Source organism: Paracoccus mangrovi, from assembly GCF_042648425.1.
In the GTDB taxonomy this organism is placed as follows: Bacteria; Pseudomonadota; Alphaproteobacteria; order Rhodobacterales; family Rhodobacteraceae; genus Paracoccus; species Paracoccus mangrovi.
The window spans coordinates 114262-136692 of sequence record NZ_JBHRXJ010000012.1; the positions used below are offsets into that span (position 1 = coordinate 114262).

Genomic DNA, 22431 nt, shown 5'->3' on the forward strand with positions numbered 1-22431 from the left:
GTCTCCGTTCTGGTGGGCGCGTCGGCTGTCGCGCTATTGTCTGCCCTTTAGGGGGTTTCGGAGGATGATCCAAGGGGGGGCGGCGCCGCGCGACGGGTATCCGAGGGCTGGCGACGCAGCGATCCGCGCTGAATCAGCCGCGAGCGCAGCCTGCGAAGGCTGCCCGTGGCCGGAACCGGTCCCGCATCGGCGGGGCGCGACAGCCAGTCGATGGCGGCGGCGGCGATATCGGCCACGGGCTGGGCGAATGTGGTCAGGTCATAGCCTTCCCAGCGCGCCTGCGGGATGTCGTCAAAGCCGATCAGCGACAGCTGGCCCGGTATGTCGATGCCCAGCCGCCAGCGCGCGACATCCATGATCCCGCAAGCCATCAGATCGGTGGTGCAAAAAATCCCGTCGGGCCGGTCCGCCCGCGTCAACAGCGCCATGCCCAGATCCAGCCCGGTTTCATAGGCCGTGGGCCCGAAACGCGCCTCGATCAGATCGATGCCCGTGGCCCGGGCGGCGGCGCGAAAGCCGCGTTCGCGTTCGATCAGGCTGGTCGTGCCCGCCTCGGACGAGGCCAGCGCCGGACGCCGGCACCCGGCCGCCCTCAGCAGCATCAGCGCGCGTTCTCCGGCCTCGGCATCGTCCAGCCGGATGCGAACCGATCCGGGGCGTTCCTCGTCGCGGTTGATCAGCACCAGCCGCATGCCGTTGCGCAGACAGGTTTCGGCCAGCGACGGCGCCGGCATGCCGGACAGGAAAATGGCGGCATCGGCGCGATAGCTGATCGCCTGACGCAGCGCATGTTCGACGCTTTCATCCGAACGGTCGGTATTGATCAGCACGCCCACCTTGCCCGCCGCCTGCAATTGCCGCGTCAGCTCGGCCAGCAAATTCGCGCGATAGGGCGTGTCGATTTCCGCCGCGATCAGCGCCACCAGCCCGGTTTCGCTGCGGATCAGCCCGCTGGCCAGCCGGTTGACCTGATAGCCGAGCCTGTCGGCCGCCTCGAGGATGCGCGCCCGCGTGTCCGGCGAGATGCTGGCCCCCTGCGTGAAACAGCGCGACACCGAGGCGCGCGAGACCCCGGCGAGTTCGGCGACATCGCGGGCATTGACCGATCTGCGTGCCATGGCTTTCCTCCGGTTTTGAACAGCTTTGCATAAAGCCGCCTGCGGTACATCACCATATTTTTCCGGTGCTGTACATTTTTTGTTGACACAAAGGCCGGTGATGCGGAACCTTCATGAACAGCTTTGCAATAAGCGCCCCGAGACAGGGAAAAGGGAGGAAGAAATGAAAACCGGATATGCCGCCGCGCTGGCGGGTGCGGCCATGGCGTTGCCCGCCTTTGCCGGGGCTGCCGAACTGAACCTGATCTGTTCGGCCGATGTGGTCATCTGCGAAAAGCTGGTGACGGAATTCGAGGCCGCCCATGCCGATATCGACGTGAACATGGTGCGCCTGTCCTCGGGCGAGGCCTATGCCAAGGTCCGGGCCGAGGCGCGCAACCCGCAGACGGATCTGTGGTGGGGCGGCACGGGCGACCCGCATCTTCAGGCCGCGGCGGATGGGTTGACGATGGAATATGCCTCGCCGTCGCTGCCGCAATTGCACGATTGGGCGGTCAAGCAGGCCGAGGTTTCCGGCAACCGCACGGTCGGCGTCTATACCGGCGCGCTTGGCTGGGGCTACAACACCGACATCTTCACGAAAAAGGGGCTCAAGGCGCCGGCCTGCTGGGCCGATCTGCTGGCCCCCGAGCTCAAGGGCGAAATCCAGATCGCCGATCCGAATTCCTCGGGGACCGCCTATACCGCGCTGGCCACGCTGGTCCAGCTGATGGGCGAGGACGAGGCCTTTGACTATCTGAAGAAACTCAACGCCAATATCGCGCAATATACCAAATCCGGCTCGGCGCCGGTCAAGGCGGCGGCGCGGGGCGAAACCGGGCTGGGCATCGTCTTCATGCATGACGCCGTCAGCCAGAAGGTCGAGGGTTTCCCCATCGCGGTCGTCGCCCCCTGCGAGGGGACCGGCTATGAGGTTGGTTCGATGTCGATCATCGAGGGCGCGCAAAACCCCGATGCGGCCAAGGTGTTCTATGAATGGGTGCTGACCCCCGAGGCACAGAACCTGATGCCCGAGGCGGGATCCTTCCAGATCGCGTCGAACAAGGCGGCCAAGACCTCGGCCGAGGTGCCCGATCTGTCGAATATCAAGCTGATCGACTATGATTTCGCCAAATACGGCTCGGCCGAGGTGCGCAAGGCGCTGTTGTCGCGCTGGGATGCCGAAATCGGCGGGCGCGCGGGCGAATAGCCCATGACCTGCGGGGCGCGCCGGGTGACGGCGCCCCCGAACGGTGACGCAAACATGCCCCGGGGCCGGCGCGGATGATGCCCGCGCGCGCCCCGAACGGGCACGAAGCCGCGGACGGATACCCAGATGACGGATGACAACAGGCGGCTGACCCGCATTCTGATCGGCGCTGTGCTCGCGCTTTTGCTGGTGCCCTGGTACCGGGTGCGCGCCGGATTTTTCAGCTTTGACTGGCTCGGCGGGATGTTTTCGCAAGGCGATCTTTTGCCCGGCGCGATACAGGCCCTGACCGGGCGCTGGCAGCTTTGGCCGCTGATCGTGCTGATCGGGCTGGCGCTGGTCCTGCGGGGGCGCCCGTCGGGTGCGGCGCGCGGCCGGCAAATGGTGCTGATCGGTGCGGCCGGGCTGGGCTGGATGGCGTTCGAGGGGCTGGCCATCGGCATGCGCGGCTGGAACTGGGGGCTGCTGCAATCGCTTTTTGGCGATGTCGCGGGCCAGCCGGCCTTTGGCGCGGGTGCGGTGGTGCTGGCGGTGGTCTTTACCTGCCTGATTTCATTCGGCAAGGCCGAACAGGGCGCGCTCAAGGGCGATGCCTTCGTACTGACCTCGATCGCGCTGTTGATCCTTTTGGTCGCGGTGTTCGTATTCTATCCGATCCTGTCGATCTTTACCGGCGCGTTTCAGGATTTCGACGGCTCGTTCACCACCGAGGGCGTGGCGCGCAATATCGGCGATCCCAAGATCTGGGGTCTGGGCTGTCTGATCGGCGGCAATGCCTGTGGCGTGGCGTGGCGGACGCTGTTTCTGGCCATCTGCACGGCCAGCGCCTCGACCGCGCTGGGGCTGGCCTTCGCGCTGGTGGCGACGCGCACCGCCTTTCCCTTCAAAAAGGGGCTGCGGCTGCTGACCATCCTGCCGATCATCACGCCGCCCTTTGTCGTCGGCCTGTCACTGACCATGCTTTTGGGCCGGTCGGGCACCATCACCCAGGTGATCGAGGCCGCGACGGGCTGGGAAATGGGGCGCTGGCTTTACGGGCTGCCGGGGATCTGGCTGGCCCAGGTGCTCAGCTTCACCCCGATTTCCTTTCTGGTACTGATCGGCGTCGTCGAAGGCGTCAGCCCCTCGATGGAGGAAGCCAGCCAGACCCTGCGCGCCGGGCGCTGGCGGACATTCCGCCATGTCTCGCTGCCGCTGATGGCGCCGGGACTGGCCAATGCGTTTTTGATCGGCTTCATCGAAAGCATGGCCGATTTCGGCAATCCGCTGGTTTTGGGCGGCTCGGGCGGGGTGCTGTCGACCGAGATCTTCTTTTCGGTGGTCGGCGCACAGAACGACCCCTCGCGCGCGGCGGTTCTGGCGGCGATCCTGCTGTTCTTCACGCTCTCGGCCTTTCTGGCACAGCGCTTCTGGTTGGCGGGGCGCAGTTTTGCCACGGTGGGCGGCAAGGGCGATGGCGGAAGCCATGCGCAATTGCCGGCACGCGCCGCGGTGCCGGTCGTCGGCATCGTGAGCTTGTGGTGCGTCTTTACCGTTGTCGTCTATGCGATGATCCTGTTTGGCGGCTTTGTCAAACTCTGGGGGCTGGATCACAGCCTGACGCTGGAACATTACGCCCGCGCCTTTGGCATCAGCTTCGATGGCGGCATCCGCTGGACCGGGGTGGCGTGGAACAGCTTCTGGACCACGATGATGATCGCGCTGATCGCGGCGCCGCTGACGGCGGCGGTGGGGCTTTTGACCGGCTGGCTGATCGCGCGGCAGAAATTCCCCGGCAAATCGGTGTTCGAATTCATGCTGATGATGAGCTTTGCGATCCCCGGCACGGTGATCGGGATCAGCTATATCATGGCCTTCAACCTGCCGCCGATCCAGATGACCGGCACTGCGCTGATCCTTGTGGCCTGTTTCGTGTTCCGCAACATGCCCGTGGGGGTGCGCGGCGGCGTCGCCGCCATGGCCCAGATCGACGGCTCGCTGGACGAGGCGTCGCTGACGCTGGGCGCGGCTTCGGGGCGGACGCTCACGCGGGTGATCCTGCCTTTGCTCAGGCCGGCGATCATGGCGGCGCTCGTCTATAGTTTCGTGCGCGCCATCACCTCGATTTCGGCGGTGATCTTTCTGGTCTCGGCCAAATACAACATGGCGACGGCCTATATCGTCGGGCTGGTCGAGAATGGCCAGTACGGGGTCGCCATCGCCTATTCCTCGGTGCTGATCGTGGTCATGGTCGCGGTCATCGCCACATTCCAGCTGTTGGTGGGCGAGCGTCGGCTGCGTCGCCCGAAACCGGCGCCCGCCCAGAAAACGGAGATCACGGCATGAGCCAATCGCAACGGGGCGCGGTCGAATTTCGCGCCGTGCGCAAGAACTACGGCGCCTTCACCGCCATTCCGCAACTTGACCTGCGCATCGAGCCGGGCGAGCTGGTGACGCTGCTCGGGCCTTCGGGCTGTGGCAAGACCACGACGCTGCGCATGCTGGCCGGGCTTGAGACGCCGACCGAAGGCGCGATCCTGATCGGCGGGCAGGATGTGACGCGCCTGCCGCCGAACCGGCGCGACGTGACCATGGTGTTTCAAAGCTATGCGCTGTTTCCGCATATGAGCGTGGCGCAGAACGTGGCCTATGGGCTGGAATCGGGGGGCATGTCGCGGGCGATGGCGGCCGAGGCGGCGGCACAGGGGCTGGCGCTGGTCGGGCTGGACGGTCTGGGCGCGCGGCTGCCGTCCGAGCTGTCGGGCGGCCAGCAACAGCGCGTCGCCGTGGCCCGCGCGCTTGTGCTTGAGCCGCAGGTGCTGTTGCTCGATGAGCCGCTTTCAAATCTGGACGCGCGCCTGCGCCGGCGGGTGCGCACCGAAATCCGCGAATTGCAACAACGGCTGGGCTTTACCGCCGTCTATGTCACCCATGATCAGGACGAGGCCCTGGCCGTATCCGACCGCATCATCGTGATGAAGGACGGCCGCATCGCCCAGGACGGTGCCCCGCATGAGCTTTATGAATATCCCGCCTCGGAATTCATCGCCGATTTCATTGGCGAGGCGAATGTCGTCGAGGGCCGCGTCCTGCGGGTCGAGCGGGGGCGGGCGCAGGTCGATCTGGCCGGGCAGCGGGTCGAATTGCCGGCCCGGGGCGCCATCGAGGGTCCGGTCAAGCTGGCGCTGCGCCCGAATGCCTTTGTTCTGGTCGATGCCGCCGAGGGGGCCGATGCCGGGACAGGGGGCGCGGATGCCGCGATCCCCGGCCGCGTGCTCAGTTCGGCCTATCTGGGCGATCACGCGGAATATGAATTCGACACGCCCCTGGGCCGGCTTTTCGTCGTGGACGCATCGGGCGGCAGCCTGCGCGGCACCGGACAGACCGTCGGCCTGCGTCTGGCCGGGCGCGGTCTGGCCCTTATTTCCTGAATCAGCAGAGACATCATGACAATCGATTTGAATTCCCGACTGGCCACCGCCGAAGCCATCGCCCGGCAGGCCGGCAAGCTGGCGCTGGATTATTTCCGCAAGCGCGATCAACTGGACATCCAGACCAAGCGCTCGCTCAGCGACATGGTTTCCGAGGCCGACCGCGAGACCGAGACCCTGATCCGCGCCGCCCTCTCCGAGGCCTATCCCGAGGACGCGCAACTGGGCGAGGAACACGGTCTCAGCGACGGGGTTTCCGGGCTGACCTGGGTGATCGACCCGATCGACGGCACCGCGCCCTATCTGATGGGGATGCCGGGCTGGTGCGTCTCGATCGGGCTGATGGATGCCGATGGCCCGCTTTTGGGGGCGATTTATGCGCCGGTTCTGGACGAGATGTATCTGGGTCTGCGCGGGCAAGGCGCGACGCTGAACGGCCGCCCGATCCGGGTGACCGGGCGCTTTACGCTGGAAACCGGGCTTCTGGGGCTGGGCGGCAATGACAAGGTCCCGGCCGCACGGATGGGACAGCTGGTCGGCGATCTGGCCGGGCAGGGGATCGCCTGGACGCGCTATGGTTCGGGCGCGCTGATGCTGGCCTTTGTCGCCGCCGGCCGTTTGACCGGCTATGTCGAGGCGCGGATGAGCATCTGGGACTGTCTGGCCGCCTATGCGATCATCCGGGCGGCGGGCGGGCGCACCGGCCCCTTGCCGCCGGCCGGGGCGATGCTTGACAGTTTCCCGGTGCTGGGCGCGATCCCCGCGGCCTTTGACCGCTTGCACGAACTGACCCGGTTCGACGCGCCCGACTGGCGGCTTTGACGCGCCGGGGCGATCATGCTTGAGTGATCGCGAGGTTGCGAAAAGGGGGCGGGATGGACGGGGCGCTTGCCGATCTTAAGGTGGTCGAGATCGCGGGGCTGGGGCCGACGCCCTTTGCCGCGATGTGGCTGGCCGATCACGGCGCCCGTGTCATCCGCATCACCCGGCCCGGCGCCCGTCATGTGCTGGGACTGGACCGCGATGTGCTGGACCGTGGCCGCGACTGGCTGGAGCTGGATCTGAAATCCGCCGGGGGGCGCGCGACCGCCCGCGCGCTGATCGCCCGCGCCGATGCGCTGATCGAGGGCATGCGCCCCGGCGTGATGGAGCGGCTGGGCCTTGGGCCCGGCGATTTTCCCGAAAATCCGGGGCTGGTCTATGGTCGTATGACCGGCTGGGGACAGGCGGGGCCGCTGGCGCATTCGGCGGGCCACGATCTGACCTATCTGGCGATCACCGGCGCGCTGTACGCCATTGGCCCGGCCGGCCATCCGGTGCCGCCGCTGAACCTTCTGGGCGATTTCGCCGGCGGCTCGATGTATCTGGTGGCGGGAATGCTCGCCGGGGTGATCAACGCGCGCCGGACCGGGCAGGGGCAGGTCGTGGATGCCGCGATCTCGGACGGGGTTCAGCATCTGATGGCGATGATTTCGGGGATGCGGACGGCCGGGATGTGGCAGGACCGCCGCGAGGCCAATATTCTGGACGGTGCCGCGCCCTATTATCGCTGCTATGAATGCGCCTGTGGCGACCATCTGGCGGTGGGCGCGATCGAGCCGCAATTCTGGGCCGAACTTCTGCGCCGTCTGGGGATCGAGGCGGGTGAGCTGCCGGATCGTCACGATCCCGCGAACTGGCCGGCCCTGCGCGAGGTGCTGGGCGCGCGCATCGCCACGCGGTCGCGCGACGACTGGGCCGCCCTGCTTGAGGGCACGGATGCCTGTGCCGCGCCGGTGCTCTCGATTGACGAGGCGGGCGCGCATCCCCATAACCGCGCCCGTGCCGTCCACGGCCCCGATGGCCCGGTGCCCGCGCCGCGCCTCTCGGCGACGCCGGGTCGGCTGCGCGATGGTCATGCATTGACCCCGGATCAGGCGCTGGCCCGTTTCGGATAAAGCCGGGCCGCGCCCGCCCATCGCGGTTGACTTTGCCACCCGAATCCGCGATACAACCGCGACCGGCCGGGCCTTGCCCGTTGCCGGCATGTTATTTTGACCCTCACCCATGCCAAGGGTGCGCTGTCCGAAGGCGGGCCAAAGCCCAAGAACACCTGTTCAGAACAGGGGCCACAGGATGCGGAAGAATAAGGAAAGACGGAATGTTCGCAGTTCTCAAGACGGGCGGCAAGCAGTACCGGGTTCAATCCGGTGACGTGCTGCGCGTCGAAAAGCTGAACGCCGAAGCCGGCGACAAGGTGCAATTCAACGACGTGCTGATGATCGGCGCGACCGTTGGCGCGCCGCTGGTGGCCGGTGCCGCCGTGCAGGCCGAAGTGATCGACACGATCAAGGCCGACAAGGTCATCACCTATGTCAAACGCCGCCGCAAGCACAGCTCGCAGCGCACCCGCGGCCATCGCCAGCAGCTGACCCTGGTCCGCATCACCGACCTGCTTGAAAAGGGCGGTGACAAGACCGACGTGAAGGCCGCCGTTGGCGCCCGCACCAAGGTCGAGGCCCCCGCGAAACCGGCGAAAGCCAAGAAAGCCAAAGCCGAAGCATCGGCCGAAGCCGCCAGCGAATAAGGAGACTGACCCATGGCACATAAAAAAGCAGGCGGTTCGTCCCGCAACGGCCGCGATTCGGCCGGTCGCCGTCTTGGCGTGAAACTCTATGGTGGTCAGCAGGCCGTCGCCGGTAACATCATCGTGCGTCAGCGCGGCACCACCTGGTGGGCCGGCCAGAACGTCGGCATGGGCCGCGACCATACCCTGTTCGCGCTGACCGACGGTCAGGTGAGCTTCCGCAAGGGGCTCAAGGGCCGCACCTATATTTCCGTGCTGCCGGCCAATATCGAGGCTGCCGAGTAAACCGATTTTAACACTCGGGTGCTAAAGGGGGGATCGGCCAAGGCCGGTCCCCTTCGCGTTTGCATTGGCGGCACCCATATTGATATCGAGTAGACGGGGGAGATTGACGAGATGGTCGAAGTGATTGCCTCGGACCTGCAACGGCAGGGCGAGCATATGACCGAGCGTTTTCTGCTGCGGCCGCTGCGGCCGTCGGATGCCGGGCTGATCGCCCATTACACCGCCGACCGGCGGGTGGCCGAGGGGACCCGCTCGATTCCGCATCCCCTGCCGCCCGGCGCCGCCGAGGCCTATGTGCGTCGCGCGCTTTCAACGGATCGGGATGAGGATGTCTGGGCCATCGACGGCTCGGCCAATCGTCTGGCCGAATTGCTGGGCGTGGTCTCGCTGACCCGGATGGAGGCGGATCAGTCCGAACTGGGCTTCTGGGTCGGGGCGGGGTTCTGGAATACCGGCTTTGCCACCGAGGCGGTCGCCGCGCTGGTCGAGGCCAATCCCCACAAGTCGCGCACCCTGTTTGCCGAGGCGTTTCAGGACAATCCCGGCTCGGCCCGGGTGCTGACCAATTGCGGTTTCGAGTATCTGGGTGATGCGGAAAGCTGGTCGGTGGCGCGGGATGCGCGGGTGCCGACCTGGACCTATCTGCGCAAGATGGGGTGATGGGGCGATTGTAAAGGGTGCCTTGCCGGCGCCCTTTACCGCCTTATTGCGGCGAAAGCCGGCGCTTGCCGCCCCGCAATCGGGGGCTTCAGGGGGAAAGGTTGGTCCGACCGGGCCTTTCTCTGGGCTTGCGCTGTCCCCGTGATCGTCGCGGCTTTGGGGCGGGCATGACCGTATACCGTTCCGCGCCCCGGATTGGCGGCTGGAACGGTCGTCTTGAACAGCTCAGACAATATCCAACGGATGCGCAGCGATATCATCGCGATGGCGCGCCCGTCCATGTCAGATGCGGTCTTGCGCCAAGCTTACCCCGCCACGCCCCCTGGCCAGGACCGGTTTCAGGGGCGCAGGCTGATGGCGTTGCCCGCACCCGAAATCACCACCTCGCGCAGATTGCTCATCGCGGCGGTCGAAAGCGTCATGCCGACGGTGATGGTGTCGCTGGTGGGATTGGCCGCATTGGCGGCGGCGAATGTCTCGGGATTGGGCGGGGTGCCGACCAGCCGCAAGCGCAAGACGCCGTTCTCATCGGCGCGGATGCGGCCGCGGGGCATCGCCACCTCGGGGATCAGCTCGACATCCCACCAGCCCTTTGTCGCGGCCAGCCCGGTCACGGTCAAAAGGCGCCCCTCGTAAAGCGGCTCCCATTTCGCGCTGATGACGCGCGCCAGAGGCTGGCGGCCATCCTGCGAGGCGGTCGGATAGCCGCCCTCGGGGGCAAGCGTCGTCGGTTCCGATGATCCGCCGCCGAACCAGCCCAGCGGGTTCCATTGACTGTCCGACACGCGGCTGCAACCGGCCAGTACAAGCATGGCGCAGCCAATCGAGGCCAATGTTCTGATCCGCATGAGGACTGTCCCTGTTTCCCTTGTTGCTGCGGCAGTGATAGGCCAAACCGGGCGGGCGCGAAAGCCTCTTTGACCTTGCGCGCCGGCCGGGTTATCCCAAAGACCGCCCGCCGGATCCCTGCCCGGACTGGGCATCGATGCGAAAGGACCCCCATGGCCACCCCCGCCTTTGAAGAGATCGCCGAAACCTTCGACTTCCTCGACGATTGGGAGGACCGCTATCGCCATGTCATCGAACTGGGCAAGGCGATGCCGGCCATGGCCCCCGAATTGCAGGTGCCGGCCACCAAGGTCGAGGGCTGCGCCAGTCAGGTCTGGATCATGCCCCGCATCGAAGACGGTCGTTTCGATTTTGAAGGGGATAGCGACGCGCTGATCGTGCGCGGGCTGATCGCCATTCTGCATGCGCTTTATGCCGGCGTCCCGGTGGCCAGGATCGCCGCCATCGACGCGCCGCAGGAACTGGGCCGGCTGGGCTTGCAGGATCACCTTTCGGCGCAGCGATCCAACGGGCTGCGCGCCATGGTGGAACGGATCCGGCTGTTGGCGGCCTCGGCCTGAATTCAGCCGCCGCGGCGATGGGCGATCCAGCCGCCGCCCAGAACCCGCGTGCCTTCGGTCGCGTAAAAGACGCAGGCCTGACCGGGGCTGACGCCTTCTTCGGGGGCAAGCAGCTCGACCTCGGCGCGGCCGGGGCCGGTCACGCGCAGGATCGCCGGGCGCGGCGGCCGGGTCGACCGGATCCGGGCCTGAATGGCGATTTCACCGGAAAACGGCATGTCGCCGAGCCAGTTCACCTCGGTCACGGGGACGGTCTTGGTGGCCAGCGCCTGTTTGGGGCCGACGATCACCCGCCGCGTTTCGGGGTCAAGCCGGACGACGTAAAGCGGATCGCCCAGCCCGCCAATGCCCAGCCCGCGCCGCTGTCCGATGGTGTAATGGATCACGCCGCGATGCTGACCCAGGACATTGCCGTCCATATCGACGATCTCGCCGGGATCGGCGGCGCCGGGGCGCAGCTTTTCGATCACGCTGGCATAATTGCCGTCGGGCACGAAACAGATGTCCTGACTATCCGGTTTGTCGGCAACCGCCAGCCCGTATTGCGCGGCCAGCGCCCGGGTTTCGGCCTTGCTGGCCAGTCCGCCCAGCGGAAAGCGCAGGAAATCCAGCTGTTCCTGCGTGGTTGAAAACAGGAAATAGCTTTGGTCGCGGGCCACATCGGCGGCCATGTGCAATTCGGCCCGCTCGGGGCCATCAAGGCGGCGGATGTAATGCCCGGTGGCCATGCAATCGGCATCCAGTTCACGCGCGGTTTGCAGCAGATCGCGGAATTTCACCCGCTCATTGCAGCGGATACAGGGCACCGGGGTGGCGCCGGCCAGATAGGCATCGGCGAATTCCTCGATCACGGATTCGCGGAACTTGTTTTCGTAATCAAGGACATAATGTGGAAATCCGACGCGTTCGGCAACACGGCGGGCGTCATGAATATCCTGACCGGCGCAGCAGGCGCCCTTTTTGGCCAGGGCCGCGCCGTGATCATAAAGCTGCAAGGTCACGCCGATCACGTCATACCCCTGCGATGCCAGCATCGCCGCCACGACCGAACTGTCGACGCCGCCCGACATGGCGACAACCACGCGCGTCTGCGCCGGGGGCTTGCGAAAGCCCAGCGAATTCATCGGCATATCCTGGGCCGCCTTGCGCAGATCGGTTCCTGGCATTGTCATGGATCGTCCTTTCGCGGTCCGCGTCCGGCCGCTGCATTTCATGACATTTATAGGAAAAAATCGCCAATTCTCAAGGGGAGGACGGGCTTTTTGGCGCCGCGCTTCACCTCGGCTTAAGAACTCTGTGACAGAAACTAGGCAAGAAAGACGGGAACTTGCCGATGTTTTTGAAGAAAAACCATGGACCGCGGATCGTGATGCTTTCGGATGGCAGCGTGCTGAGCCTTGCCGACCTGCCCGATGTCGGAACGCGCTGGGTCGCAAGCCGCAAGGCGATCGTGGTCGATGCGGTCAATCACGGCCTGATCACGCGGGACGAGGCGATTCGCCGCTATGGCCTGACCGAGGAAGAGTTCGACACCTGGTCAAGCGCGGTGCGAAAGCACGGACGAAATGCGTTGAAAATCACGCAATTGCAAAAATTTCGACAACTTTAAGATGTATTTATACATTTGATTCCCCGGTAACGTGATATTAACCATTTGCTGCCAAGACTTTCATCATCGGGTTAGCAAGGGGAACTGACATGCGAATCCTTCTTGTGGAGGATGATCCTACCACGGCGCGCAGCATCGAGATGATGCTGACCCACGCCAGCTATAACGTCTATCGCACCGATATGGGCGAAGAAGGCATCGATCTGGCAAAGCTCTATGATTACGACCTGATCCTGCTGGATCTGGACCTGCCCGACATGCACGGGATGGAGGTTCTGCGTCAGATCCGCATGTCCCGGGTGGACACGCCGATCCTGATCCTGACCGGCTCGGACGATACGGAAAGCAAACTGCGCGGATTCGGTTTCGGCGCGGATGATTACATGACCAAGCCCTTTAACCGTGATGAACTGATCGCCCGCATTCAGGCGATCATCCGCCGCTCGAAAGGTCACAGCCAGTCGGTCATCCGCACCGGCGAGATGATCGTCAATCTGGACGCCCGCTCGGTCGAGGTCGAGGGGCGGCCCGTCAACCTGACCGGCAAGGAATATCAGATCCTGGAACTGCTCAGCCTGCGCAAGGGCACGACGCTGACCAAGGAAATGTTCCTGAACCATCTTTACGGCGGCATGGACGAGCCCGAGCTGAAGATCATCGACGTTTTCGTCTGCAAGCTGCGCAAGAAACTCGCGGCGGTGATGGGGGGCGAAAGCCATATCGAAACCGTCTGGGGACGCGGCTATGTGCTGCGCGATCCGGTGCGCGAGACGCAGAACCCCGAACGGATGGCGCTGCGCGCCTGAACGCGACTTCCGGGCGGTGCTGGACAATCCGGCACCGACCTCGGTATCACCCGTTCACCTGGAAACGGCCCTGCGGGGCAAGCGATGGTGGAGGGGGCGATGACCGCGGATCACGATGATCAATCCGGAATGGGGCCGGAATCGGTGCCAGTGGAATCGCTGGCGGTCGATGCGCTCGATCCCCGGACCGCGGCGGCTGAGGCCGCCCGCCTGACCGAGGAAATCCGCCGCGCGAACCTTGCCTATCACAACGAGGACGCGCCCTTTCTCAGCGACGCGGAATATGATGCGCGCAAGCGGCGCCTCGATGCGATCGAGGCCCGCTTTCCCGAACTCGCCACTGAGGACAGCCCGACGCAGCAGGTTGGGGCCGCCCCGGACGGGCGTTTTTCCAAGGTCGCGCATCGCCATCCAATGCTGTCGCTGGAAAATGGCTTTCAGGAAGCCGATGTCGAGGCATTTGTGCAGCGTGTCCGGAATTTCCTGAATCTGCCGGTGTCGGCGCCGCTGGACTTCACGGCCGAACCCAAGATCGACGGGCTGTCCTTGTCGCTGCGCTATGAACGGGGCGAACTGGTTCAGGCATTGACGCGCGGTGATGGGGCGATTGGCGAGAATGTCACCGCCAATGCCCGCACCATCCGCGACATTCCCCAGCAACTGACCGGCTCCGACCTGCCCGATGTTCTGGAAATTCGCGGCGAAGTTTACATGTCGCATGAGGATTTCGCACAGCTCAACCAATCCGACAGCGGCCGGGTTTTTGCCAATCCGCGAAATGCCGCCGCTGGATCGCTGCGACAGCTGGATGCGGCCATCACGGCCGCGCGCCCCTTGCGCTTTTTTGCCTATGCCTGGGGGGAAACCAGCGCGCCCTTGGCCGCCACCCAGATGCGGGCGGTCGAGCGGATGGGCGCGATGGGCTTTCAGATCAATCCGCTGACCCGGTTATGCGCCTCGGTTCCCGAAATGCTTGCGGCCTGGTCACAGATCGAACAGATGCGTTCGACGCTGGGCTATGACATCGATGGCGTGGTCTATAAGGTCAACGATCTGGCCTATCAGGCGCGTCTGGGCATGCGTTCGACCACGCCGCGATGGGCGCTGGCACACAAATTTCCCGCCGAGCGCGCCTGGACCCGGCTTGAGGCAATCGACATTCAGGTCGGCCGGACCGGCGCGCTTAGCCCGGTGGCGCGGCTGCATCCGGTGACGGTGGGTGGGGTCGTCGTTTCGAACGCGACGCTGCACAACGAAGATTACATCGCCGGTCGCGGCGGCGACGGCCAGGACATTCGCGGCGGCAAGGACATCCGCGTCGGCGACTGGGTCGAGGTCTATCGCGCGGGCGACGTCATTCCCAAGGTCGCCGATGTCGATCTGGACAAGCGGCCGGACGATGCGCGGCCTTATCTTTTCCCGGTGACCTGCCCGGAATGCGGCTCGCCGGCGATCCGGGATGAGGGCGACTCGGTCCGGCGCTGTACGGGGGGGCTGATCTGTCCGGCGCAGGCGGTCGAAAAGCTGCGCCATTTCGTGTCCCGCGCGGCCTTTGATATCGAGGGGCTTGGCGCGAAACTGGTCGATGAGCTGTTTCGCGACGGCTGGATCACCGAACCGGCGGATATCTTTACCCTGCGGGATCGCTTTGGCCCCGGCCAGCCCCGACAGCTGAAAAACCGCGACGGCTGGGGTGAAAAAAGCGCCAATGCGCTGTTCCAGGCGATTGAAAAACGGCGTGAAATCCCGTTGGAGCGTTTGCTTTTCGCATTGGGCATCCTGCATCTGGGCGAGGTCGCGGCACAGGATCTGGCGCGCCATTACGGCAGTTGGCAGGCGCTGACCGCCGCACTGGATCTGGCGCGTCCGGCCGCCCTGGCGCATCGCCGCGCCGATGAGGCGGCGCTTGCAGAACGCGCCCTGGCCGCGCAACAGGGCCGTCGCGCCCGCATTGCCGAGGCCCGCGCCGCAGCCATTGCCAAGGACGATCCCCCCGCGAATGCCATGACGGCCTGGACGGATCTGATTGCAACCGATGGCATCGGTCCGGTCATGGCGATGTCGCTCTCTGACGCTTTTGCCAATGATCGCGAGCGCGCGGCCATCGACCGCTTGATGCAATTCCTGACACCGCTGCCGCCCAAGGCGCGCGCCACCGACAGCGCCATCGCCGGCAAGACGCTGGTCTTTACCGGCACGCTGGAAAAGATGACCCGGGCCGAGGCCAAGGCCCGGGCCGAGGCGCTGGGGGCCAAGGTGGCGGGGTCGGTTTCCGCCAAGACCGATCTCTTGATCGCGGGTCCCGGTGCCGGATCCAAGGCCCGCAAAGCGACGGAACTGGGCATTGAGGTGATCGATGAGGATCAATGGCTGATCCTGGCCCAAGGATGACGCCGGGCCGGCCACCGGTCCTGTTCCCGCTGTTTGCCGGGGTCGAGACGCTGTCCGGGGTCGGTCCGCGCGCGGCCGAAGCATTCGCCCAGATGGGTGTTACCCGTCTGCGTGACCTGATCCTGACCCTGCCGCATTCCGGGTTGCGCCGCCGCCCGATCGCGGATCTGGCCGAAGCGCGACCACCCGAAATCGTGACCGTCGCGATCACGGTCCTGCGCCACAATCCGCCCGGGACCAAGGGCCGGCCATGGCGGGTGCATTGCACGAACGGGGCGTCCGACCTTCAGATCGTGTTCTTTCATCCCCGCCGCGACTGGATCGAGGCGCAGCTGCCCATCGGCGGCCGGCGCATTGTCTCGGGCAAGATCGAACTGTTCGACGGCATGGCGCAGATGGTGCATCCCGACCATATCGGCGCCGAAAACGCGCCGCCGCCCGCCGAGTTTGAGCCGGTCTATCCGCTTTCGGGGCGGCTGACCCAAGGGGTTGTGCAAAAGGCGGTTGCGGCCGCGATGACGCGCCTGCCCGAAGTGGCCGAATGGATCGACGCCTCGGTTCTTGCGCGCGAGGGTTGGCCGGATTGGTCCACGGCGCTGAGCCGCGCGCATGCGCCACGGGGGGCGCAGGATCTGTCCCCGACCGACCCGGCCCGGGCGCGGCTGGCCTATGATGAGCTTTTCGCCCATCAGATGACGCTGGCGCTTTTGCGACGCGACCGGCGGCGGCAGGCGGGCTTGCAAAGCCATGGCGACGGGGGCCTGCGCGCGCGTGTTCTGGCCGGGCTGCCCTGGCCACCGACCGGGGCGCAGCGGCGCGCGGTCGATGAAATCGCCGCCGATATGGCCGCGCCGCGCCGGATGAACCGGCTGTTACAGGGCGATGTCGGCGCGGGCAAGACGCTGGTTGCCTTTCTTGCGCTGCTTGTCGCGGTCGAAGCGGGCGGGCAGGGCGTGTTGATGGCCCCGACCGAAATTCTGGCCCGCCAGCATTTCCGCGCGCTTGAGCCGCTGGCCCGGCTGGCCGGCATCCGGCTTGAGGTGCTGACCGGGCGCGACAAGGGCGATGCCCGCGCCAATATCCTGACCGATCTGGCCGAAGGGCGGATCGACATTCTGGTCGGCACCCATGCCGTGATCCAGAAAACCGTCGAATTTCACGACCTGCGTCTGGCCATTATCGACGAACAGCACCGCTTTGGCGTCAATCAGCGGATGGAGCTGGGCACCAAGGGCGCGCATCTGCCGCCCGACATGCTGGTCATGACCGCGACGCCGATCCCGCGCTCGCTGGCACTGTCGCAATTCGGCGATATGGATCTGTCGGTGCTGGACGAAAAGCCGGCGGGCCGACAGCCTATCCGTACCACGGTGATCGCCGATACCCGCATGGCCGAGGTGGTCGAGCATCTGGACCGGGCGCTGGCGGGCGGGGCGCGCGCCTATTGGGTCTGTCCCCTGGTCGAGGAAAGCGAGGCCATCGATCTGACCGCCGCCGAGGCGCGGTTTCAGGAATTGCGCGCCCGGTTCGGGGATGAGGTGCGGCTGGTCCATGGCCAGATGCCGGCCGATCAACGGGACGCGGCGATGGCCGATTTCGCCGCCGGGCGCGCGCGGATTCTGGTGGCGACCACGGTGATCGAGGTCGGCGTCGATGTTCCCGAAGCCACGATCATGGTCATCGAGCGCGCCGAAAGCTTTGGTCTGGCACAGTTGCACCAGCTGCGCGGTCGTGTGGGACGGGGTACGGGGGCGTCGAGCTGTGTGCTGATGTATCACGAGCCGCTGTCCGAAACCGGCCGCCGGCGCCTGTCCATCCTGCGCGAAACCGAAGACGGGTTCCGCATCGCCGAAGAGGATCTTGAGATGCGCGGCGCCGGCGATGTGATCGGCACCGCGCAATCCGGCCTGCCACGCTTTCGCATCGCCGATCTGGAACGGCAAGCCGGGCTGATGGCGGTTGCGCGCAAGGATGCGCAGGCATTTCTGGAACGCGATCCCACGATGGAAAGCGAACGCGGCCGCGCCGTTCGGCTGCTCTTGTGGCTGATGGAACAGGACCGGGCGATCCGGTTGATCTCGGCCGGGTAATATTCGTTAAATGTTCCTAAAAAGTTCTTTACTTCATCGGGTCAATGTGAGAACAAAGTATAAACATACCGTGGAGACGCCCAATGACTCGTGAAGTTCTTTCCGACCTGATCGGCACCGTCGCGATCTCGGTGACCGCCATCATCCTGTTCTCGCTGCCGTCGATCCTGGCGGCCTGAGCCCGAATTTCTGTCCCTTACTGCCCCGCGCTATGGCCCGCCTTCTCGCCTGGAGGCGTCATTCCTTCCCTCGGACGATCATGCGCGCAACTGCCGGCCCCGATGGGCCGGCTTTTTCATTAAGGGTGGGCGGCAATCAGGCCGGCGAGGCGTCGATGGCGCCCAAAAGCGCCTCCCATGCCAGCAGGATCGAGGCATGGCGATTGGGAAACTCCCGTGCCGGAAGCAGCGCTTCAAGCCCGTCGAAAGGGGCCGCAGGAACCGGTGCCTCGGTTTTCAGCATGGCCTGCAATTCATCGCGGGCGCGCGCGATCTCGTCCCGCGAACGTCCCAGCGCGACGGCGCCCAGCACCCCGGCCGAGGCCTGTCCCAGCGCGCAGGCCCGCACCTCTTGTCCGAAATCGGCGATATGGCCGTCCCGCATCACCACATGCGCGGTGACCGAGGACCCGCATTGCGGCGAACGCTTGTGCGCGCTGCCGGTGGCGCCGTCAATCTTGCCCAGATGCGGGATGTCGGTGGCCAGGGCCAGGATGCGCCGCGAATAAAGCTGCATCAGATCGGTGTCGGACATGATCTTTCCCCCCGGGCTACCGTGGCTTAGATAGGTGTCGCCAAACCGAAAGGAAAGTCGATGTTCGATCCCGCCAGCCTTAAATACGATGCGAATGGTCTTATTCCCGCCATCGCACAGGATCATTTGACGGGCGAGGTCTTGATGATGGCCTGGATGAACAATGAATCTATCCAGAAAACGCTTGAAACATCCCGCGTAACCTATTGGTCAAGATCGCGTAGTTCATTCTGGATCAAGGGCGAGACTTCGGGGCATATCCAAAAGCTGATCGAGATGCGGGTCGATTGCGATCGCGATTGCCTGTTGCTTTTGGTCGATCAGGCCGGTCCGGCCTGTCACACCAACCGGCGCAGTTGTTTCTATACGGCGCTGCGCGAGGGGGATGAGGTCATCATCATGGAACCTCAAAACCCGAGCATCTGACGGATATCGGCGGGGCTCGCGCCCTCGGCACGATAAAGGCGCAGGGCGCGGGCGTCGTCGCGTTTGGCGAGGCGTTTTCCGGCCTCGTCGCGGATCAGCCGGTGGTGGTGATAGCGCGGCGTGGAAAACCCCAGAAGTTTTTGAAGAATGATGTGGATATACGTTGAATCCAAAAGGTCTTTTCCACGCGTGACCAATGTGATCCCTTGCGCCGCATCATCCACCACCACCGAAAGATGATAGCTGCTGCCCATGCCACGCCGGGCCAGAACGACGTCACCGATACCGTCGATAATATCGGGGGTTGTCAGGCGATAGGGATGGCCCGGGGCGATGTTTTCGTCGCAAAAGGCGATCTCGTCCACCTTCAGGTGATCGAGCGCACGGGCGACGTTCAGGCGGATGGCATCGCCCGGGGTGGCATCGGACATGCGGCGGTGGCGGCAGATGCCCGGATAGACCGGACCGTCCGGGCCAATGACGGGTGCCGCGCCCTCTTGCGGGGCGGAAAGTGCGGCGCGGATATCGGCGCGACGACATTGGCAGGGATAGATCAGATCCAGCGCAGAAAGTCGATCCAGCGCGGCCTGATAGGCGGGCAGGCGTTCGGATTGACGCAGGACCGACTGCGGCCAGTCAAGGCCCAGCCAGTGCAGATCCTCGGCGATCATCGCCTCATATTCCGGGCGACAGCGGCTTTGATCGATATCCTCGATCCTGAGCAGGAACTGACCGGGATCGGCCAGGCGGGCGGCGGTCAGCGCCGCGAAAGCGTGGCCCAGATGCAGGGGGCCGGTCGGCGAGGGGGCAAACCGTGTCCGGTTCAATTGTGCCCCGCAAGCCATTGGTTGAAATCGGCTTTCGCGCGGTCTGTATAGGCCGGATAGCGATCCTTGCGCCCTTTGCGGCCGCCGCGCATCTCGTCGAGCGGCGGATAAAGGCCGAAATTCACGTTCATCGGCTGAAAGGTTTTCGCATCCGCGCCGCCGGTGATATGATTGACCAGCGCCCCCATCGAGGTGGTGACGGGCGGCGGCGCGAGGTCGCGGCCAAGCGCCTCGGCGGCGGCCATCCGGCCGGCCAAAAGACCCATGGCGGCGCTTTCGACATAGCCTTCGACCCCGGTGACCTGACCGGCAAAGCGCAGATTCGGCCGCGCGCGCAGCCGCAGCCGGTCGTCGATCAGCCGCGGAGAGTTCAGGAATGTGTTGCGATGAATACCGCCCAGCCGCGCAAAGCTGGCATTCTGCAACCCGGGAATGCGTCTGAAAACATCGGTTTGCGCGCCATATTTCATCTTGGTCTGAAAGCCCACGATATTATAGAGCGTGCCGAGCGCGTTGTCGCGGCGCAGCTGGACCACTGCATAGGGCTTTTCGGCCGGATTATGGGCATTGGTCAGGCCGACGGGCTTCATCGGGCCGTGGCGCAGGGTTTCGCGGCCACGTTCGGCCATGACCTCAATGGGCAGGCAGCCGTCGAAATAGCCTGCTGTTTCACCCTCGTGGAACTCGGTCTTGTCGGCGGCCAGCAGCGCGTCGATGAAACCTTCGTAATCGGCGCGCGTCATCGGACAGTTGATATAGGCGGTGCGCTCTGCCTCGGTCTCGCCCTTGTCATAGCGGCTTTGCAGCCAGCAGATCGACATGTCGATGGTATCGGCATGGACGATGGGGGCGATGGCGTCGAAAAAGGCAAGCGACCCCTCGCCGGTGGCCGACAGGATCGAGTGCCCCAGCGATTCAGAGGTCAGCGGCCCGGTCGCCACGATCCAGCGCCCATCGTCGGGCAGGTCGCGCACCTCGCCCGGGGCAAAACGGATCAGCGGTTCGCTTTGCAACGCCTGGGTCACCGCCTGCGAAAATGCGTCGCGATCCACGGCCAGCGCGCCGCCGGCCGGCAGGCGGTGACGGTCGGCCATGGCCATGATCAAGCCATCCGCCGCGCGCATTTCCCAATGCAGCTGGCCAACGGCATTCATCTGATCGTCATCCGAGCGGAAACTGTTCGAACAGACCATCTCGGCGCAATCGCCGGTGCGATGGGCGAAGGTTTCGACCTGGGGGCGCATCTCGTGCAGCACCACCGGCACACCCGCGCGGGCGATCTGCCAGGCGGCCTCGGATCCGGCAAGGCCGGCGCCGATGATATGGATCGGATCGGTCATCTGTTCGGCCTGTTCTGTTCGGGCGCGCCCGCGAAACGGGGGCAGGCTGCGCAAATAGCAATGCCCGCGCCGGGCAGCAAGGCGCAAGCGGCAATGAAAAAAGGCGGCACCCGTCCGGATGCCGCCCCGTCTTTGGTCCGGGCGATGCCGGCGGGCCGATTATTCCTCGGCCGCGGCCTCGGCGCTGGCTTCTTCGTTGTCGGACGAACGCAGGCCCGAAGGCGCGGCGATGTTCGCGATGACGAAGTTGCGGTCGATGGTCGGCTTGACGCCATTGGGCAGCACGACATCGTTGATATGGATCGAATCGCCGATCTCACGGCCGGTCAGATCGACGGTGATGTGATCGGGAATGTCCGAGGCGGTCACGACCAGCTCGACCTCGGGGCGCACCACGACCAGCGTGCCGCCACGCTTCAGCCCGGGGGCCTTTTCGTGGTTTTCGAAGGTCACATGGATGAACAGGTTCACCCGGGTGTTGCGGTGCAGGCGCATCAGGTCGATATGCGTCGGCAGGTCCTTGACCACGTCACGCTGAACGCCGCGGCAGATGACGCGAACGTCGTCCTGACCGTCGACCTTCAGGTTCCACAGCGTGGACATGAAGCGACCGGCGCGCAGCTTGGTCAGCAGCGAGTTGAATTCGATCTGAATGGGCGCGGGCTCTTTGCCGTCGCCATAAACGATGCCGGGCACCTTGCCTTCGCGGCGAGCTTGGCGGGCGGCCCCCTTGCCTGTCCCCGCGCGTGCCTCGGCCACCAGATCCGGGATCTCTTTGGCCATGTTCGTATTCCTTTGTTAACGGTTCGCGGCCATCCTCCAAGGGTGCATGGCCGAAGCCGCGCCTATAACGCGGGGGGCGGAGAATGTGAAGGGGAAAAAACTGCGCGAAACTGTCCAAATATACAGTTGCGATACAACTTCGGAGATAGCAAACCCGGTGCAAACCTGATCCGAAAGGCGCGGGGGCCGGGGGGCATATATTGTATCGTATTCATTCTCTGGATTATTTGAAGCTGCTTCTGGCCGTTCTGGTGGCGTTTGGCCACACCTATTGGTTGCAATCGCACATGTCCGCGCTGGTCTTTGCGATCGGAAACGGGGCCATGCGGGTCATGGTGCCGGCATTCTGCATCATGGCCGGGTATTTCCTGCATTCGGCGGCCATGCGCGGGGCAGGGGTACGATGGCTTTACCGCGTGCTTGGCCTTTATATGTTCTGGATGCTGATCTATGTGCCCTTCTGGCTGAACGAGGTGAATGGGCTGACCTCGCTGATCAAGACGCTGCTGCTGGGCTATTATCACCTTTGGTTCATGGCCGGTATTCTGGTCGCGGGGTTTTTATTGCTGGCGCTGCGCCGGCTTTCGCATCTGATTTCCTATCAGCTTGAGGTTCCGGTGCTGATCGCGGCCGCGGCGTTTTGCGCGCTGGCCGGGATTGCGATGGAATATGTCAACCGACATTCTCCAAGTGGCCTGCCGCTTGACTTCAAGATCGCCTGATTTTGCTCGCTGGGCAAGCGTTTTTCGCCCCGAGCGGTGTCTGTCGT

General features: G+C 64.8%; 22 protein-coding genes. 15 read left to right on the plus strand and 7 right to left on the minus strand.

Features of this window, described 5'->3' with window-relative positions:
• Positions 1-47: 47 nt before the first annotated feature.
• Positions 48-1118 (minus strand): LacI family DNA-binding transcriptional regulator, encoded by a 1071-nt coding sequence (locus tag ACFOMH_RS15445; RefSeq protein WP_377745581.1) that lies wholly within the window; start codon positions 1116-1118, stop codon positions 48-50.
• Positions 1119-1281: 163 nt separating this feature from the next.
• Here ACFOMH_RS15445 and ACFOMH_RS15450 point away from each other — a divergent pair, with 163 nt between their 5' ends.
• The 8 genes from ACFOMH_RS15450 (at position 1282) to ACFOMH_RS15485 (ending at position 9228) form a co-directional block, all read left to right on the plus strand.
• Entirely contained in the window at positions 1282-2307 is a 1026-nt protein-coding gene (locus ACFOMH_RS15450) for an ABC transporter substrate-binding protein (protein WP_374426104.1), read from the plus strand.
• 126 nt (positions 2308-2433) lie between these two features.
• The gene (locus tag ACFOMH_RS15455) at positions 2434-4632 is read left to right on the plus strand and encodes an ABC transporter permease (protein ID WP_377745584.1); all 2199 of its coding nucleotides are present in this window, start codon (positions 2434-2436) and stop codon (positions 4630-4632) included.
• Positions 4629-5717, plus strand: coding sequence for an ABC transporter ATP-binding protein (locus ACFOMH_RS15460; protein ID WP_377745585.1), 1089 nt, complete (start codon positions 4629-4631; stop codon positions 5715-5717). The genes ACFOMH_RS15455 and ACFOMH_RS15460 overlap by 4 nt, the downstream gene beginning before the upstream one ends.
• A 15-nt stretch (positions 5718-5732) precedes the next feature.
• Positions 5733-6539, plus strand: coding sequence for an inositol monophosphatase family protein (locus tag ACFOMH_RS15465; RefSeq protein ID WP_377745587.1), 807 nt, complete (start codon positions 5733-5735; stop codon positions 6537-6539).
• A gap of 53 nt (positions 6540-6592) precedes the next feature.
• Positions 6593-7654, plus strand: a complete 1062-nt coding sequence (locus ACFOMH_RS15470; protein ID WP_377745589.1) for a CaiB/BaiF CoA transferase family protein — start codon at positions 6593-6595, stop codon at positions 7652-7654.
• 203 nt (positions 7655-7857) lie between these two features.
• Complete coding sequence (gene rplU, locus ACFOMH_RS15475) at positions 7858-8283, plus strand: 50S ribosomal protein L21 (protein ID WP_374426116.1); 426 nt, start codon at positions 7858-7860, stop codon at positions 8281-8283.
• A 12-nt stretch (positions 8284-8295) separates the two neighbouring features.
• The gene (gene rpmA, locus ACFOMH_RS15480) at positions 8296-8568 is read left to right on the plus strand and encodes a 50S ribosomal protein L27 (protein ID WP_374426118.1); all 273 of its coding nucleotides are present in this window, start codon (positions 8296-8298) and stop codon (positions 8566-8568) included.
• Between the two features lie 111 nt (positions 8569-8679).
• The gene (locus ACFOMH_RS15485) at positions 8680-9228 is read left to right on the plus strand and encodes a GNAT family N-acetyltransferase (RefSeq protein WP_374426119.1); all 549 of its coding nucleotides are present in this window, start codon (positions 8680-8682) and stop codon (positions 9226-9228) included.
• Positions 9229-9566: 338 nt separating this feature from the next.
• Here the strand turns inward: ACFOMH_RS15485 and ACFOMH_RS15490 are convergent, their stop codons facing one another.
• Positions 9567-10076 carry a hypothetical protein gene (locus ACFOMH_RS15490; RefSeq protein ID WP_377745592.1) on the minus strand — a complete coding sequence of 170 codons (510 nt, stop codon included), beginning with the start codon at positions 10074-10076 and terminating at the stop codon, positions 9567-9569.
• A gap of 153 nt (positions 10077-10229) precedes the next feature.
• Between ACFOMH_RS15490 and ACFOMH_RS15495 the strand changes: the two genes are divergently transcribed.
• The gene (locus ACFOMH_RS15495; RefSeq protein WP_377745594.1) at positions 10230-10637 is read left to right on the plus strand and encodes a SufE family protein; all 408 of its coding nucleotides are present in this window, start codon (positions 10230-10232) and stop codon (positions 10635-10637) included.
• Between the two features lie 2 nt (positions 10638-10639).
• Here the strand turns inward: ACFOMH_RS15495 and mnmA are convergent, their stop codons facing one another.
• Complete coding sequence (gene mnmA / locus ACFOMH_RS15500) at positions 10640-11809, minus strand: tRNA 2-thiouridine(34) synthase MnmA (protein WP_377745596.1); 1170 nt, start codon at positions 11807-11809, stop codon at positions 10640-10642.
• 161 nt (positions 11810-11970) lie between these two features.
• Here mnmA and sciP point away from each other — a divergent pair, with 161 nt between their 5' ends.
• The 4 genes from sciP to recG all read left to right on the plus strand — a co-directional run bounded on the left by sciP (position 11971) and on the right by recG (position 17533).
• On the plus strand, positions 11971-12246 hold the full coding sequence (gene sciP, locus ACFOMH_RS15505) for a CtrA inhibitor SciP (RefSeq protein ID WP_374426606.1): 276 nt from the start codon (positions 11971-11973) through the stop codon (positions 12244-12246).
• Positions 12247-12335: 89 nt separating this feature from the next.
• Positions 12336-13052 (plus strand): response regulator transcription factor CtrA, encoded by a 717-nt coding sequence (gene ctrA, locus ACFOMH_RS15510; protein WP_374426588.1) that lies wholly within the window; start codon positions 12336-12338, stop codon positions 13050-13052.
• Between the two features lie 99 nt (positions 13053-13151).
• Positions 13152-15443: an NAD-dependent DNA ligase LigA gene (ligA, locus tag ACFOMH_RS15515; RefSeq protein ID WP_377745599.1), complete on the plus strand. Its 2292-nt coding sequence runs from the start codon at positions 13152-13154 to the stop codon at positions 15441-15443.
• Complete coding sequence (gene recG / locus ACFOMH_RS15520; RefSeq protein WP_377745601.1) at positions 15419-17533, plus strand: ATP-dependent DNA helicase RecG; 2115 nt, start codon at positions 15419-15421, stop codon at positions 17531-17533. The genes ligA and recG overlap by 25 nt, the downstream gene beginning before the upstream one ends.
• A gap of 315 nt (positions 17534-17848) precedes the next feature.
• On the opposite strand, the gene ACFOMH_RS15525 is transcribed toward recG, so the two are convergent.
• On the minus strand, positions 17849-18286 hold the full coding sequence (locus ACFOMH_RS15525; RefSeq protein ID WP_374426579.1) for an iron-sulfur cluster assembly scaffold protein: 438 nt from the start codon (positions 18284-18286) through the stop codon (positions 17849-17851).
• Positions 18287-18346: 60 nt separating this feature from the next.
• Between ACFOMH_RS15525 and hisI the strand changes: the two genes are divergently transcribed.
• Positions 18347-18712, plus strand: coding sequence for a phosphoribosyl-AMP cyclohydrolase (gene hisI / locus ACFOMH_RS15530; RefSeq protein WP_377745604.1), 366 nt, complete (start codon positions 18347-18349; stop codon positions 18710-18712).
• Here the strand turns inward: hisI and gluQRS are convergent.
• From gluQRS to ACFOMH_RS15545, 3 genes are all read right to left on the minus strand, one after another.
• Positions 18694-19539, minus strand: a complete 846-nt coding sequence (gene gluQRS / locus ACFOMH_RS15535; protein ID WP_377745606.1) for a tRNA glutamyl-Q(34) synthetase GluQRS — start codon at positions 19537-19539, stop codon at positions 18694-18696. The genes hisI and gluQRS overlap by 19 nt on opposite strands.
• Positions 19536-20879, minus strand: a complete 1344-nt coding sequence (trmFO, locus tag ACFOMH_RS15540) for a methylenetetrahydrofolate--tRNA-(uracil(54)-C(5))-methyltransferase (FADH(2)-oxidizing) TrmFO (protein WP_377745608.1) — start codon at positions 20877-20879, stop codon at positions 19536-19538. The genes gluQRS and trmFO overlap by 4 nt, the downstream gene beginning before the upstream one ends.
• A gap of 159 nt (positions 20880-21038) precedes the next feature.
• Positions 21039-21662 carry a 50S ribosomal protein L25/general stress protein Ctc gene (locus tag ACFOMH_RS15545; RefSeq protein ID WP_374426569.1) on the minus strand — a complete coding sequence of 208 codons (624 nt, stop codon included), beginning with the start codon at positions 21660-21662 and terminating at the stop codon, positions 21039-21041.
• Between the two features lie 200 nt (positions 21663-21862).
• Between ACFOMH_RS15545 and ACFOMH_RS15550 the strand changes: the two genes are divergently transcribed.
• Entirely contained in the window at positions 21863-22384 is a 522-nt protein-coding gene (locus tag ACFOMH_RS15550; protein WP_377745611.1) for a hypothetical protein, read from the plus strand.
• Positions 22385-22431 lie beyond the last annotated feature (47 nt).

Bases quoted from the DNA above. Each gene is read 5' to 3' on its own strand.
- ACFOMH_RS15445 (WP_377745581.1), bottom strand. From the start codon at position 1,118: ATGGCACGCAGATCGGTCAATGCCCGCGATGTCGCCGAACTCGCCGGG.
- ACFOMH_RS15450 (WP_374426104.1), top strand. From the start codon at position 1,282: ATGAAAACCGGATATGCCGCCGCGCTGGCGGGTGCGGCCATGGCGTTG.
- ACFOMH_RS15455 (WP_377745584.1), top strand. From the start codon at position 2,434: ATGACGGATGACAACAGGCGGCTGACCCGCATTCTGATCGGCGCTGTG.
- ACFOMH_RS15460 (WP_377745585.1), top strand. From the start codon at position 4,629: ATGAGCCAATCGCAACGGGGCGCGGTCGAATTTCGCGCCGTGCGCAAG.
- ACFOMH_RS15465 (WP_377745587.1), top strand. From the start codon at position 5,733: ATGACAATCGATTTGAATTCCCGACTGGCCACCGCCGAAGCCATCGCC.
- ACFOMH_RS15470 (WP_377745589.1), top strand. From the start codon at position 6,593: ATGGACGGGGCGCTTGCCGATCTTAAGGTGGTCGAGATCGCGGGGCTG.
- rplU (WP_374426116.1), top strand. From the start codon at position 7,858: ATGTTCGCAGTTCTCAAGACGGGCGGCAAGCAGTACCGGGTTCAATCC.
- rpmA (WP_374426118.1), top strand. From the start codon at position 8,296: ATGGCACATAAAAAAGCAGGCGGTTCGTCCCGCAACGGCCGCGATTCG.
- ACFOMH_RS15485 (WP_374426119.1), top strand. From the start codon at position 8,680: ATGGTCGAAGTGATTGCCTCGGACCTGCAACGGCAGGGCGAGCATATG.
- ACFOMH_RS15490 (WP_377745592.1), bottom strand. From the start codon at position 10,076: ATGCGGATCAGAACATTGGCCTCGATTGGCTGCGCCATGCTTGTACTG.
- ACFOMH_RS15495 (WP_377745594.1), top strand. From the start codon at position 10,230: ATGGCCACCCCCGCCTTTGAAGAGATCGCCGAAACCTTCGACTTCCTC.
- mnmA (WP_377745596.1), bottom strand. From the start codon at position 11,809: ATGACAATGCCAGGAACCGATCTGCGCAAGGCGGCCCAGGATATGCCG.
- sciP (WP_374426606.1), top strand. From the start codon at position 11,971: ATGTTTTTGAAGAAAAACCATGGACCGCGGATCGTGATGCTTTCGGAT.
- ctrA (WP_374426588.1), top strand. From the start codon at position 12,336: ATGCGAATCCTTCTTGTGGAGGATGATCCTACCACGGCGCGCAGCATC.
- ligA (WP_377745599.1), top strand. From the start codon at position 13,152: ATGACCGCGGATCACGATGATCAATCCGGAATGGGGCCGGAATCGGTG.
- recG (WP_377745601.1), top strand. From the start codon at position 15,419: ATGGCTGATCCTGGCCCAAGGATGACGCCGGGCCGGCCACCGGTCCTG.
- ACFOMH_RS15525 (WP_374426579.1), bottom strand. From the start codon at position 18,286: ATGTCCGACACCGATCTGATGCAGCTTTATTCGCGGCGCATCCTGGCC.
- hisI (WP_377745604.1), top strand. From the start codon at position 18,347: ATGTTCGATCCCGCCAGCCTTAAATACGATGCGAATGGTCTTATTCCC.
- trmFO (WP_377745608.1), bottom strand. From the start codon at position 20,879: ATGACCGATCCGATCCATATCATCGGCGCCGGCCTTGCCGGATCCGAG.
- ACFOMH_RS15545 (WP_374426569.1), bottom strand. From the start codon at position 21,662: ATGGCCAAAGAGATCCCGGATCTGGTGGCCGAGGCACGCGCGGGGACA.